14 protein-coding genes are annotated in these 12,968 nt (G+C 70.6%); 9 read left to right on the top strand and 5 right to left on the bottom strand.

Annotated features, from left to right (window positions below; translation table 11 throughout):
- Positions 1-33: 33 nt before the first annotated feature.
- Positions 34-516 carry a hypothetical protein gene (locus OHA10_RS32865; protein ID WP_371402649.1) on the top strand — a complete coding sequence of 161 codons (483 nt, stop codon included), beginning with the start codon at positions 34-36 and terminating at the stop codon, positions 514-516.
- A 7-nt stretch (positions 517-523) separates the two neighbouring features.
- Here the strand turns inward: OHA10_RS32865 and OHA10_RS32860 are convergent, their stop codons facing one another.
- Together OHA10_RS32860 and OHA10_RS32855 are read right to left on the bottom strand one after the other, a co-directional pair.
- Positions 524-1,645, bottom strand: a complete 1,122-nt coding sequence (locus OHA10_RS32860) for a sensor histidine kinase (RefSeq protein ID WP_371402648.1) — start codon at positions 1,643-1,645, stop codon at positions 524-526.
- Positions 1,617-2,282: a response regulator transcription factor gene (locus tag OHA10_RS32855; RefSeq protein ID WP_371402647.1), complete on the bottom strand. Its 666-nt coding sequence runs from the start codon at positions 2,280-2,282 to the stop codon at positions 1,617-1,619. Before OHA10_RS32855 ends, OHA10_RS32860 begins: the two co-directional genes overlap by 29 nt.
- Positions 2,283-2,499: 217 nt before the next feature.
- Here OHA10_RS32855 and OHA10_RS32850 point away from each other — a divergent pair, with 217 nt between their 5' ends.
- From OHA10_RS32850 to OHA10_RS32815, 8 genes are all read left to right on the top strand, one after another.
- Positions 2,500-4,347: a copper resistance CopC/CopD family protein gene (locus tag OHA10_RS32850; protein ID WP_371402646.1), complete on the top strand. Its 1,848-nt coding sequence runs from the start codon at positions 2,500-2,502 to the stop codon at positions 4,345-4,347.
- A gap of 18 nt (positions 4,348-4,365) precedes the next feature.
- The gene (locus OHA10_RS32845; protein WP_371402645.1) at positions 4,366-5,112 is read left to right on the top strand and encodes an FAD:protein FMN transferase; all 747 of its coding nucleotides are present in this window, start codon (positions 4,366-4,368) and stop codon (positions 5,110-5,112) included.
- A complete protein-coding gene (locus OHA10_RS32840; protein ID WP_371402644.1) occupies positions 5,109-5,768 on the top strand; it encodes a response regulator transcription factor in 660 nt (219 codons plus the stop codon). Before OHA10_RS32845 ends, OHA10_RS32840 begins: the two co-directional genes overlap by 4 nt.
- Positions 5,765-6,991, top strand: a complete 1,227-nt coding sequence (locus OHA10_RS32835) for a sensor histidine kinase (protein ID WP_371402643.1) — start codon at positions 5,765-5,767, stop codon at positions 6,989-6,991. The genes OHA10_RS32840 and OHA10_RS32835 overlap by 4 nt, the downstream gene beginning before the upstream one ends.
- A 23-nt stretch (positions 6,992-7,014) precedes the next feature.
- Positions 7,015-8,436, top strand: a complete 1,422-nt coding sequence (locus OHA10_RS32830) for a ferric reductase-like transmembrane domain-containing protein (protein WP_371402642.1) — start codon at positions 7,015-7,017, stop codon at positions 8,434-8,436.
- Positions 8,437-8,710: 274 nt separating this feature from the next.
- Entirely contained in the window at positions 8,711-9,013 is a 303-nt protein-coding gene (locus tag OHA10_RS32825) for an FMN-binding protein (protein ID WP_371402641.1), read from the top strand.
- The gene (locus OHA10_RS32820) at positions 9,010-9,462 is read left to right on the top strand and encodes an FMN-binding protein (protein WP_371402640.1); all 453 of its coding nucleotides are present in this window, start codon (positions 9,010-9,012) and stop codon (positions 9,460-9,462) included. Before OHA10_RS32825 ends, OHA10_RS32820 begins: the two co-directional genes overlap by 4 nt.
- A 73-nt stretch (positions 9,463-9,535) precedes the next feature.
- Positions 9,536-10,027 (top strand): DUF2231 domain-containing protein, encoded by a 492-nt coding sequence (locus OHA10_RS32815; RefSeq protein ID WP_371402639.1) that lies wholly within the window; start codon positions 9,536-9,538, stop codon positions 10,025-10,027.
- 45 nt (positions 10,028-10,072) lie between these two features.
- Here the strand turns inward: OHA10_RS32815 and OHA10_RS32810 are convergent, their stop codons facing one another.
- The 3 genes from OHA10_RS32810 to OHA10_RS32800 are packed head-to-tail and all read right to left on the bottom strand — an operon-like array spanning position 10,073 to position 12,851.
- Positions 10,073-10,936, bottom strand: a complete 864-nt coding sequence (locus OHA10_RS32810) for a universal stress protein (protein WP_371402638.1) — start codon at positions 10,934-10,936, stop codon at positions 10,073-10,075.
- Between the two features lie 59 nt (positions 10,937-10,995).
- Positions 10,996-11,871, bottom strand: coding sequence for a universal stress protein (locus OHA10_RS32805; protein WP_371402637.1), 876 nt, complete (start codon positions 11,869-11,871; stop codon positions 10,996-10,998).
- A 20-nt stretch (positions 11,872-11,891) separates the two neighbouring features.
- A complete protein-coding gene (locus OHA10_RS32800) occupies positions 11,892-12,851 on the bottom strand; it encodes a nitroreductase family protein (protein WP_371402636.1) in 960 nt (319 codons plus the stop codon).
- Positions 12,852-12,968 lie beyond the last annotated feature (117 nt).

Below are 12,968 nucleotides of genomic sequence, written 5' to 3'. Positions count from 1 at the left end.
GGGCCCCGGCTTCGCTTCTCGGGAGGGAATCAGATGCTCGAAGCAACAATCCGGCAGCCTGGCGGGCGGCCGGCAGGAGTCAATCGACTGGTGGTGCTGAGCGCGGTGCTGGCGGTGGCGCTGGTCGTTGGCGTGCTCGTCGGCCTCAAGCTCTGGCCGGCGTCCGGTGATCCCGGATCGTTCCCGCAGAGCTCCACGATCGAGCAGCAGTACGGCGTCCGCTTCAGCCGGATCGCGGTCGTCGGCGACGGCGGGCTGATCACACTGACCTACGTGGTCCTGGACAGTGAGAAGGCCGGCCGCTTCCAGTCCGACGTACAGCACCCGCCGGAGCTGCTGAGTGAGGCACGCGACGGCGGCACCAAGCGGATCTCGGTGATGAAGCAGGGCCACACCCTGCGGGCCGGCCAGACCTACTACCTCGTCTACCAGAACACCAAGGGCGCGTTACGCCATGGTGAGAAGGCGACTGTCCAGCTCGGCGATCTCACCCTGCGCCATGCGCCGGTACTGTGATCGGCGCTCAGCCGGACGTGGGGTCCGCGTCCCTCGTGACCGGCAGCAGCACCTGGAACAGTGCGCCGCCCTCGGGTGCCCGTCCGGCGACGATCCGGCCGCCGTGGGCCTGGGCGGTGGCCTGCGCCATCGCCAGCCCGAGACCGCTGCCCATCGGCGCCGCCGACGGCGGACGCCGGTGCCAGAAGCGCTCGAAGACGTGCGGCAGGTCCCCGGCCCGGATCCCCGGCCCGGCATCGGCGACGCTGAGCACGTGCCAGCGCCCGGACCGCTCGTACGCGAGCCGGATCCGGTCGCCGGGCGCGGTGAAGTGCACCGCGTTCTCGATCAGTGCGTCGAGAGCGAGCTCGAGCCAGGCCCGGTCGGCCTCGACGATCTGGGGGACCGTCGGCAGTTCGAAGGCCCAGTCCCGGTCGGCGCTCTCGCGCCAGTTCCGCGCCACGGTTTCGAGGAACTCCCCGAGCTCGACGTCGAGGTAGCGCAGGGCCCGGCCGGTGTCGAGTTTGGCGAGTGCGAGCAGCCGTGTGGACAACGCCGACAACCGGTCCATCTGCCGCAGGACGATCGCGTAGTCCTCGGCGGACTCCGCAGTGTCGACCGCCGGTTCGAGGAGCTCGAGATGTCCGACCGCGATGGTCACCGGAGTCCGCATCGCGTGCGAGGCCTCGCGGAAGAAGTCACGCTCACGCTCGAAGATGGCCAGCCGTTCCTCCGACATCAGCTCGACCTGGTCCTGCGCGGCCTTGCGCCGGCGCGCGTGCCAGACCATCGCCAGGAACAGCAACGGCATCAGCGGGATCTCCGCGAACTCAGCACGGCTGCTGCCGTCCTGCAGTTGGTGGACGACCAGGATCCAGCCGGTGGCCACGGTGACGAGGAACGTGACCACCAGGGTCGGCAGCAACGGCCAGACGCGGAATCCGTAGACCAGCGTGAGACCGAGGAACAACAGGTGGTACGGGATCACCTCGCGCTCGATCATCAGATTCATCAGCGCCAGCATGGCCAGTACGAACACGGCGAGCAGACCGTCGGCGACCCGATGCCACCGCGGACTCAGCTGGGCGTCGGCGCTGCGGACCGTGCGGGCCGCGGCGGTGTCACGCGCTCTGAAGCTGATAGCCGACATTGCGCACTGTCTGGATCACGTCGCGGGTCATCTTGCCGCGCAGCCGCCGGACGTAGACGTCGACGACGTTCGTCGCGGGATCGAAGTCGTAGCCCCAGACCGCGGACAGCAACTCGCTGCGCGAGCAGACCGTGTCGGGTTTGCGCATCAGGTGCTGCATGAGCAGGAACTCGCGCTCCGACAGCGCCGCTTCGCTGCCGTCCACCCGAAGCCGGCGGGTCCGGATGTCGAGCACGATCCGGCCGACCCGCAGAACGAGCTCCTCGGTCGTCTTGCCGGCCGCACCGCGCAGACCGAACCGGACCCGGGCCAGCAACTCCCGGATCGTGAACGGCTTCGGCAGGATGTCGACACCTTGCTCCAGGCAACGGACCCGCGCGTCCGCGTCGGCCACCGCCGACAGCACCAGGACCCGGGTCGCCGGGCTGCTGACCAGGACCGCGGCGATCACCGCCTCGCCGTCGACCTCGGGCATCCGCAGGTCGACCACCATCAGGTCCGGCCGTCGGGTGAGTGCCATTCGCAGGCCGTCACCGCCGTCCGTCGCGGTCAGCACTTGGTAGCCCTCGGCCTCGAGGCCGCGGCGTACGAAGCGGACCACCTCGGGTTCGTCGTCGATCACCAACACAGTTGTCATGTTCCCCCCAGGCCCGCCATCTCGCGGCGCGCTGTCCGGATTCTCCCCCGAGGCCCCAAGCACATACTGACCGCGACGGACGCCGGAGGGAAGCCCGAATCGCCGGATCGGCAGCGGGTGACAACCAGATGAGAGTTCCGTCATCTGCCGCCGCGGGCACGCCGACGTGCGGGATCGTCGCCTGCAGCACTGTTGTGTCCGAGGGGGGACCGTGGGCATGAGCCGGGCGGGACATCGCCGGGGCAGGGCGGCGAAGCTGCTGCTCCTGCTGGTCGTCGCCGCGATCCTGTGGCTGGGCCAGGCCGGGGTCGCGGCGGCTCATCCCGTGCTGCTCCGCTCGACGCCCACGGACGGGCAGACGGTCCGGACGGCGCCGGAGCAGATCGATCTCTGGTTCTCCGAACCGCCTACGGCCGCTGGTCTCGACCTCGCCTTGTCCGACCGGGACGGCAAAGCCTTTCCGGTGACCGCCCGGATCGCCGACCAGGGCATCCACGTCGTGGTCACCGGCTTTCCCGACCTGCCACGCTCGGTCTACGAGCTGCGCTGGAGTGTGGTGTCGAAGTACGACCTGCACCGGCTGCAGGGAACGCTGGTCTTCGGTGTCGGACTGGCGGCGACGGCGAGCGGCCGGCCCGCGGAGTCCGTCACCGGACCGGCGGGCACCGTGGCCGACGTTGTCCTCGGGTGGCTCGATCTGGCCGCGACATCCGTTCTCTGCGGCTGGGTCCTCGTGGCCGCCATCGCGGCCCGCCGTGGCAGATTCCCTCTGCCCGCGGAGCCGGTCGCCTCGGTCCGCGCACTGGCAACTGCCTTCGGAATGCTCTCGGTGTTCGCATCACTCGCCCGGGGGGCGCGCCAGTGGTCGGAGGCCGCCGGGACAGACTCGGGCCTTGCCGTGGTCAGGGACTCCGGTCAGCTCCTGCGGTGGTCGTTGCGCGAGGCGGTCCTGGTCGCCATCTGCGTGCTCCTGGTCCGGCAGGCGCGTCACGGCAGGACGAATCTGGCTGGGACCACAACTCTCGCCTGCCTGCTTCTGGTGGATCTGGCGCTGCGAGCGGCGACCAGCCACGCACGTGGCGGTCCGGCCTCCCTGGCGGTGCTGGCGACCCATGAGGCGGCCGCCCTGAGTTGGGTCGGCGGGCTTGTCGTGCTGGGGATCCTGACGGCTCGGCTGCGCGAGCAGAGGGACCTGACCGTCGGGCTCTGGAAGGCGTTCGGTCCGGCGGCCGCATGCTCGGTCGCTCTGATCTCCGTGACGGGTCTCCTTCTTGCTGGTCGTCAGGTAGCCACGCTGGACGCCGCTCTCGGCACCTCGTACGGGCGGGCGTTGCTGGTCAAGCTGGTGCTTGTCGGCGCGCTGATGGCGTTCGGCCTGAGGCATGCGACGAGGCTGCACCCTTGGCTGCGGGGACGATTCGGTCCGGTTACGGCGCCATCGGCCCGGGCACAGGCGCTCTCGCCCCTGCTGGGAGTGAGCATCCTGCTGGTCGCGGTCGTTCTCGCAGGGACACCGCCGGCACGTGGGCCGCAGTTCGACAAGACTGACCCGGCAACGTCACGTGCGAACTACCAGGTGGACGATCTGCTCGTCACGGTGTCGCTCGGGCCCAACCAGCCCGGGCGGAGTCTGCTGCTGGTCGACCTGGTCAGCAGCCGGCGTCCCTCGCCGGGCCCGATCACGGCCGTGACCGCCGACGTCGGGTCGAGTTCCGGCGTCGTCCTGCGGCGCGGTTCCGGACAAGCGCAGGGTGGTGACCGCTGGCAGGCCGCGGTCGACGTCGACGCGACCGGGCCGTTGCCGCTGCGGATCGTGGCCGTTCGCAACCATCCCGGCCCGGCCGTGCTGACCACGACCTGGGTCGTGCCGTCCGGGCTCCCGCCACGTCCGGTGATCGTGTCGGACACCCCGCTGGCGCCGTGGACCGGTATCGCGGCGGCGCTCGTCACCCTCCTTGCCCTGGCGGTGGGGATCGCGCTCGCGCGTCGGCATCGGCGTACGCGGGTTGACGACGACGGACCCGCCGCGGCCGTGGAGCGGGATCCGGCCGGCCTGGTTCGGTGACCGTCGTACGGTGGCGGTATGTCGAGGCGGAGTTGGGTCGAGCAGATCATGGGGCTGCCGATCAGTGTGCTCGCGCGGGGGAAGGCGGCCGGCGGTGAGGCGGCTGATGCCGTGGTGCGGGAGGTGTTCGCGGAGCTGATCGAGGTCGATCGGGTGTTCTCGCCGTACAAGCCGGACAGTGCGGTGAGCCTGCTGGCGCGGGGTGCGGTCAGTTGGGATCATCTGGATCCGGTGGTGCGGGAGGTCGCCGAGCGGTGTGTGGCCGCTCGGGAGCTGACCGGTGGCCTGTTCGATGCGGAGGTGCCCGGTGGCAAGTGGGATCCGTCGGGGCTGGTGAAGGGATGGGCTGTCGAGCGGGCCGGCGAACGGCTCCGGAAGGTCGAGGACGTGGACTGGTGCCTGAATGCCGGTGGTGACGTGCTCGTGGTGTGTCCGAGCAACGAGCCGTTCACGGTGGGCATCCAGGATCCGCGCGACCCCGGCCGGGTCGTCGCGCGCGTGTCGTGCGCCGGGGGAGCGGTGGCGACGAGTGGGACCGCGGCGCGCGGCGCTCACCTGTACGACCCGCGGACCGGTGCCGCGGTGGTGACCCGCTGGCTGTCGGTGTCGGTCACCGGTCCGTCGCTGGAGTACGCCGACGTGCTCGCGACGGCCGCCTTCGTCGCCGCGGACGACTGGCCCGCGGTACTGCTGCCCGGGTACGAGGGTCTCGGTGTGCTTGCCGACGGCAACCTGTTTGCGACGGACGGCTGGGGATCTCTGTGAGTGGGCGGATCCTGCTGATCGAGGACGACGCCGATCTGGCCGAGCTGCTGGACCGTGTGCTCACCGACGAGGGGTACGCCGTGACGCGGGCCGGCGACGGACACACCGGACTGCACCTGGCGCTGACGCGTCCGGTGGACGCGATGATCGTCGACCGCGGCCTACCCGCGGTCGAGGGCCTGGACCTGATCGCCCGGCTGCGGAGCCGCGGTGTCCGCACGCCGATCCTGGTGCTGTCCGCACGCAAGACCACCGAGGACCGGGTCGAGGGTCTGGACGCGGGGGCGGAGGACTACCTGACGAAGCCGTTCGACCTGACCGAGTTGCTGGCCCGGGTGCGGGCCCTGCTCCGGCGGCATCTCGATCACGCGGTCGAGCTCGCCGTACCGGGTGGTTCGCTCGATCTGGCCGGCCGGACGGTGCGCCGGACCGACGGCGAGACCGTGGAGCTCTCGGAGCGGGAGGCCGACCTGCTCGCCCTGCTGGCGGCGCGGCCCGGTGCGGTGTTCAGCCGGTCCGAGCTGCTCGACCGGGTGTTCGGCGACGCGGAATCGGAGACGGTCGTCGACACGTACGTGCATTACTGCCGGCGGAAGCTCGGGCGGGGTGTGATCAGCACGGTGCGAGGCCTCGGATACCGGCTGGGCAAGCTGTGAGCGCTCGCGCCGTCGGAGACGAGGTGCTGGTACGACGGGCCGCGCGCGGGGTCGCCGTACAGGCCGCCGCGCTGGTCGCCGTGGCGATGCTGCTGCTGATCGCTCTGGTCACTGTGGTGGTCGTTCGCGGGCAGACGGGTGCGGCCGACGACCTGCTGCGGTCGGCGGTCAGAACTGCCGATGACGTGGGTGATCCGCCGGCCGGCGCGTGGCTGGTGATGACGGGGCCGACGGGACCTGTTGCGTCGGCGGGTCTCCCGGATGAGCTGCTGCCCGAGCTGGCGGCGCTGCGGACCCGCGCCACCGAACAGATCGAGTTGGTGACGGTGGAGAACGACGAGGGGGAGTACCGCATCGCAAGCGGTCTGATCAAGGGCAGGCCGGTACAGGCCGTGCTGAACCTGGCGACGGCGCACACCGAGCGGGTTCGTCTGCTGCAGGCGATGGGGTTCGCAGCCGCGCTGGGTCTGCTGCTGGCTGCCTTGCTGGGTCTGCTGATAGGGCGTCGCGCCGTGCGGCCGCTCGCGCAGGCCTTGACACTGCAGCGCGCGTTCGTCGCCGACGCCGGGCATGAGCTGCGGACTCCGCTCACCTTGTTGAGCACACGCGCCCAGGTGCTCGGGCGGGCGTTGCGCCGTAGCGGCGCGAGTGCGGAGGTGCTGTCCGATGCGGACGGCGTCGTTGACGACACGCGCCGACTGGGCGAGGTCGTCGACGACCTGCTCGCGGCGGCCGACCCGCGGGGCGCCGAGAACCACGAACCGGTCGATCTGGCCCGGGTCGCGCAGGATGTGGCCGACACGGCCGGCGCGCACGCCGAGCAGGCCGGCGTACGGCTGCGCTGGGAGGGTGACCATGCGGTCGCACTCGGTTCGCCCAGCGCGATCCGGCGTGCCACGATCGCGCTGGTCGACAACGCGATCGACCACACCCCGCGAGGCGGCGAGGTGCGGATCGTCGTACGGCGTCAGCGCGGGGACGTGATCCTGGCGGTCAGCGACACCGGCCCGGGTATCGCTCCGGACGCGGCGCAACGGGTGCTGCGGCGGTTCGACTCGGGTGGTCACCGGGCGGGACGCGCTCACTACGGCCTCGGACTGTCACTCGCGCACGACGTCGCGAACCGGCTCGGTGGTCAGCTCCGGCTGGCTCCGAGCGAGGTCGGGGCGACGTTCGAGCTGGTGCTGCCCGCGCTCGAGGAGTCCGGTCCAAGGAAGGGCTAAGAAACGGCGGGCATCGTCGGAGTATGACGAACCACGGTGCCGTGCGGGCCCCCGGCCGGTCGCGGATCGGGCACGCCCGGCGCCGGCCACGCCGTACGCCGGTGTGGTGGCGCGACGTGGCCGGCGTCCTGTGCTGGGTGAGCGTGCTGGTCGTGATCGCGCTGTGGGTGTCGGGACGCGGCCTGCAGTCGCTTGCGAGTGGACCGGCCGACCTGTTCACGTCGCTCGGACGGTTGTCGGGGCTGGTCGCGGCGGATCTGCTGCTGGTGCAGGTGTTCTTGATGGCCCGCGTCCCCATGATCGAGCGGAGCTACGGCCAGGACGAGCTGGCGCGCCGCCACCGGCTGGTCGGTTTCTGGTCGTTCAACCTCCTGCTCGTGCACATCGCCCTGATCCTCGTCGGCTACACCCTGCGCGACCACAACAACCTGCTCCGTGAAACTTGGACGGTCGTGACGACGTACGGCGGGATGCTGCTCGCGGTCGCCGCCAGTGCGGCGCTGACGTTGGTCGTGGTGACGTCGGTCAGGGCCGCGCGGAAGGCGCTGCGGTACGAGTCGTGGCACCTGCTCCATCTCTACGCCTACATCGGCGTCGGGCTGTCCATACCGCACGAGATCTGGACCGGTGCGGGCTTCACGACCTCCGCGGTCGCGCGGGCGTACTGGTGGTCGGCGTACGGCGTGGCGCTCGCGGCGATCGTGCTGTACCGGCTGGCGCTGCCGCTGTGGCGGACATTGCGGCACGGGCTCACGGTGCGCGAGGTGGTCCGGGAGGGACCAGGTGTGGTCACCGTGCTGCTGGGCGGGCGTGGACTGCACCGGATGCCGGTGCGTGCGGGGCAGTACTTCGTGTTCCGCTTCCTCGACGGTCCGGGGTGGTCGCGGGGCAATCCGTACTCGTTGTCCGCATCGCCGGCTCCGGACCGGCTCCGGGTGACGGCCAAGGCCGCGGGCGACGGCAGCAGCCGGCTTGCGCGGCTTCGTCCGGGGACGAGGGTCGCGATCGAGGGACCGTACGGCCGGCTGACCGCGGAACGGCGAGTGACCGACCGGGTCGCGATGTTTGCCTGCGGCATCGGTATCACGCCGTTGCGGGCGCTGCTGGAGGAGCTCGAGTACCGCCCGGGAAACGCGATCCTGGTCTACCGCGCGCACCGGGCAGAGGATCTGGTGTTCCGCGAGGAGCTCGAGCAGCTGGCCGGGCGCCGCGGCATCACGCTGCACTACCTGCTCGGCGGCCGGATGCGGACCCGGGACTCGTGGTTGCCCGAGAGTGCGTGGTCGTGGTCGGACGAGGATGCGATCCGGCAGCTCGTGCCACGGATCGAGCAGTACGACGTGTACGTCTGCGGACCGGATCAGTGGATGGACGCGGTGTGCCGGTCCGTCCTCGACCTCGGCCTACCGGCCGACCAGTTGCACCAGGAGCGGTTCTCGTGGTGAAGGGAGTACGTGCGTGAGGCGCGGTATCAAGCTGTTGATGACGGTCGCGACCACAGCCGTGGTCGCGGTCGCCTTGCGGGCGAGCGCGCAGGGACACTCGCCGGACGGACAGGCTGCGGTGGTCACGACCGAGCGACCCGCGCAGACGTCTGCCCGGCGCTCGCCACCTTCCAGCCGCGCCGGGAGCCGGACGGCGCCGCCCACCCGTCCGAGCTCCACGGCCTCTCCGCGATCGAGCACGTCACCAAGGGCCACGTCTCGACAGACAGCGCCCGTGTCGCCCACGGCTGCGGTCGTCGTCGCGGGCGGCGTGGTCGACACGCAGTACGGTCCGGTGCAGGTCGAGATGAGCGTGCGCGGCGGACGGATCACCAAGGCACACACCCTGCAGCACCCGAGCGGCGACGGCCAGACCGATCAGATCAACGGCTACGCGGTACCGCAGCTGAACCAGGAGACGATGGCGGCGCAGAGCGCGCAGATCGACACCGTCTCCGGAGCGACGTTCACCTCGGAGGGATATCGCCAGTCCTTGCAGTCCGCGCTCGACGCGGCGCATCGGGCCGGTGCACGATGACCGGTCACTCCGAGCGCCTGCGGCGGAATCTCGTGGTGGGTGGGGGAACCGGCGTACTGCTCGTCGTCCTGTTCCTCTTCCCGACAAGCCGGAATCAGGTGTCGAGCTCGTCGTTGCCGTCAGCAACTCCGGGAGTCGTCAGCACGGCACCAGGGACGACCGACCTGACGGTGAACGGGACGTCGGAGGGCACGCGGTACGGGCCGGTGCAGGTCCGGGCGACGATCCGGAGTCATCGTCTGACCGCAGTGACCGCGTTGGTGTATCCCGCGTCGGGCGGCCGTGACCGTGAGATCAGTTCGTTCGCCCTGCCGCAGCTGGAGCAGGAGGCGATCGCCGCGCAGAGCGCCACCATCGACACGGTGTCGGGGGCAACCTTCACCTCGGACGGGTACCGCCGTTCGCTGCAGTCCGCGCTCGACGCCGCGCACTTCCGGACAGGCGGCTGAGGCGTTCCAAGAAAACACCAAGATCTCGCTGACAGCCTGGCTGCTCCGAACCGGAACGAGTCGAAGGAAAGTGATGCAGACAGTCAACGGTCTCCCGGCCCACGTGCTCCTTGTGCACGCCGTCGTCGTCCTGCTCCCGCTCTCGGCAGCCCTCCTGGCGCTGACCGCAGTGTGGCCCGCGGCCAGACGTCGCCTCGCCGGCCCGAACGCGATCCTGTCGGTGCTCGTCGTCGTCCTCGTGCCGATCACCACCAGCGCCGGCGAATGGCTCGAACACCGGGTGGCGCCGAACCCGCTCGTCCAGCGGCACGCCGAACTCGGCGACACCGCGATCTACGCGGCCGTCGGCGTCGCGACACTCGCGGTCGTCCTCTGGTGGCGCCAACGGGAGAGCACCGGCCGCAGCCTGGTGCAGCGCAACTTCCTCGCGCCGACGTCGAACGCCCTGACCGCAGCCCTGACCGTCGTCGCCGTCCTCGTCGCCGGCGTCGCCGTGTACGACGTAGTCCGCATCGGCGACTCCGGCGCCAAGGCCAGCTGGAACAACTGGGCCGCACGCTCCTGAGCGCGGTCCGGTGGGGCGAATCGGTTGGTCAGGTTGCCGGTGTCCTCAGTTCTCCGGGTGTACGACGGCGACCGGGCAGTGCGAGTGGTACAGCAGACCGCGGGCCACCGAGCCCATCCGCAGTTCGGAGAACGCGGTCCGGCCCACGCCACCGACCACCACGAGATCCGCGTCCTGGGACTCGCGGGCCAGGACGAGGACGGGATGGTCGGTGACGCTGCGCTGTTGGATGCGGACCTCCGGGTACTTCGCCGTCCAGCCGTCGAGGGTGTGGGTCAGCAGTTCGTCGGCGCGCTCGATACATGGCTGGCGGCTCGGGTCGAACCACGAGTTGGGGTCCGGGTAGGTCTCCCGGACCTCGATCGCATGGACGCCGTGGATCTCGGCTCCGGTCAGGTGTGCCAGTTCGAAGCCGAAGCGGAGCGCGTCCTGGCCCTCCAGCGATCCGTCGATGCCGACGACGATCCGTCCCCGGGCCGGCGCGGCAGGATCCCATGTATCCGGGACGACGATCAGCGGGACCTGGGTGGCGAGCGCCGTACACGCCTGGGAGGTGGACCCGAGGACGAGCTCGGCGAAGCCGCCCATGCCACGGCGGCCGACGACCAGAGCCTGGGAGTGTTCGGACAGCTCGAGCAGAACTTTGGCCGGATGCCCGTGCAGGACCTCCAGGGTCGCGGATCGGAATCCGATGCGAGAGAGCTCCTGGAGTGCGTCGTCGAGCACCTCACTGCCGTCGTCCGGAAGAGCGGACGGCGGGCCGGCGAGTGGCTGCTGTTCGTCGTCGACGACGTATGCGGCGTGCAACGGCGCATGGTGCAGCGTCGCGTACGACGCTGCCCAGGTCAGAGCGATCAGACCGTCGCGGGATCCGTCGATCCCAACCAGTACGTGCGATGTGGTGGACATGCGAACCTCCCGGGCTCTCGTCCAATCACGCCGTGTCCAGGGCGCGCTGAAGATCGCGCTCAACGGACGATGGCGATCGGGCAATGGCTGTGGTGCAGGACGCTCTGGCTGACGGAGCCGAGTAGGAGCCCGGTGAAGCCGCCGCGGCCGCGGGAGCCGACGACGACCAGGTCCGCGGATGCCGAACGCCGTACCAGGGCCGGGGCGGCGGAGCCTGGGGAGAGCTCGGTCGTCCACTTGACGTCCGGGTGATCCGCCGCGGCGCCGGCCACGGATTCGGCTACCAGCAGCCGCGACTCCTCGCGGATCTTCTCGTCGTCGAACTGCAGCATCGAGGCACCGTCGGCGTAGGTCAGGAACGGGCTGGTCCAGGCGTGCACGGCGACGACCTCGCCGTGGAGGGCGTCGGCCTGGTCGAACGCGAAGTCGATCGCCCGGGCCGAATCCTTCGACCCGTCGATGCCGACCACGACCGTCGGGCCTTCCTCGCCGTGCGGCTGCTCGTCGTGCGGGACGACGACGACCGGGCACTCCGCGTGCGTCGTCACCTGGACGGCAACAGAGCCGACCAGGAGTCCGCTCCATCCGCCGAGGCCGCGTGATCCGAGCACCACGAGCCGGGCGTCCCGGGCCGCGTCGATCAAGGTCTTCGGAGCCGAGCCACCGACGAGGTTGGTCTCGACCCGCACACCGGCGTACTTCTGCCGGACGCCGGCCGCCACCTCGTCGAGACCTTTCTGCCGAGCGGTTCGCAGCGCTTCGAGCGGTACGACGTGCCCGGGCGCCGGGCGCGTCACGATGACGATCTCGAAGGCCTCGACGATGCGTAGCGGCGCCAACAGGCGGTCTGCCGCGGCGGCGGCCCAGTGCAGCGCGGACACGCTGCCCGGCGAGCCGTCGTACCCAACCACGATCGGGAGCGTCTGTGTCGACATGCTGTTGCCCTCCTGTGCGTTCAGAACCATTGGTCGAAGGAGTCGTGCCAGTCCAGCCGGGACGTGTGGCCGGCAGGCTGGGCGGGGTAGCCGATCCGGATCACCATCTGCGGCCAGTACCGGCCGCAGATCAGCTCCCGGACCTGGATGCGGGTCTCCGGGCGTTCGAGCACCTGATTGACGAACGAGGCCGTCAGGTCGTACGACGTCGCGGTCAACAGCACTCGCTGGAGTGCTGCACCGGCGTGGACCCAGCCGACGGCGTCCTCCGCGCGCGTGCTGAGGATCGCGATGGCCGGCTGCGTCTCGTAGACGGCCTGACCGCGGTGCGGACTCTCGAATCCGAGGGACAGATCGCGGACGACGGCCGGGCGTGCCGGGGCCGGCCCGAGGGCGCTGTCCTGGACGCCGTCACCTGAGCGATCGCCGCCGATCCAGCGCAGCCGCTCGTGCAGCCGGTCCTCGTCGGCCAGATCCGCGGTGTCGGTCTGCCGTAGCAGTTCGGCCAGCCGCGAGGTCGCCCACGGACCGAGCCAGTGCAGCTGTGCGCCTTCGATCCGGGCCGCCTCGTCGAGCCGGTCGCGGACCCGCGCTGGGATGGGCTGGTCGAGCAGCGGCCCGCGGTACGTGTGCCGCTGGGACACCGCGCCGTACATGCGGCCGAGCCCGGGGACCGGTGTCTTGCGACCGCCCAAGAACAACCGGGCGACGACGTCGGGGCGGGCCGGGTCCGGATCCGCCACCAGGCGCGACTTGTACCCGAGCACAGCCGCGGCCACCCGGATGTTGAAGGCGGCGGCGCCGATCCCGATCCGGGCCGCCCGGCCGGCCGGGTCGGCGACGTCGAGCGTGCGCTCCTTGTCGAGCAGTACGTCGACCACCGGCTCGTGCACCTCGAATCGCCAGGGTTGCGTGTTGTGCATCGACGGCGCGTGTGTCGCGGCCGTGAGCAGGATGTCTACCTCGTCCTTCGTCAGCATCGGATACCTCCTCCCATCCAGCCTCGCTTCGGTCCCGAGCGAGCGACAGCGGCATACGTCCCGGGACCGGCAGGCCCTTCGGCTCCCGTGAGTGGGGTGAGAACGGCTCTGACCGTC

The organism is Kribbella sp. NBC_00662, from assembly GCF_041430295.1.
Lineage (GTDB): Bacteria > Actinomycetota > Actinomycetes > Propionibacteriales > Kribbellaceae > Kribbella.
The sequence above is the reverse complement of the archived record's forward strand: the minus strand, read 5'-3'. Positions and strand labels throughout refer to the sequence as shown.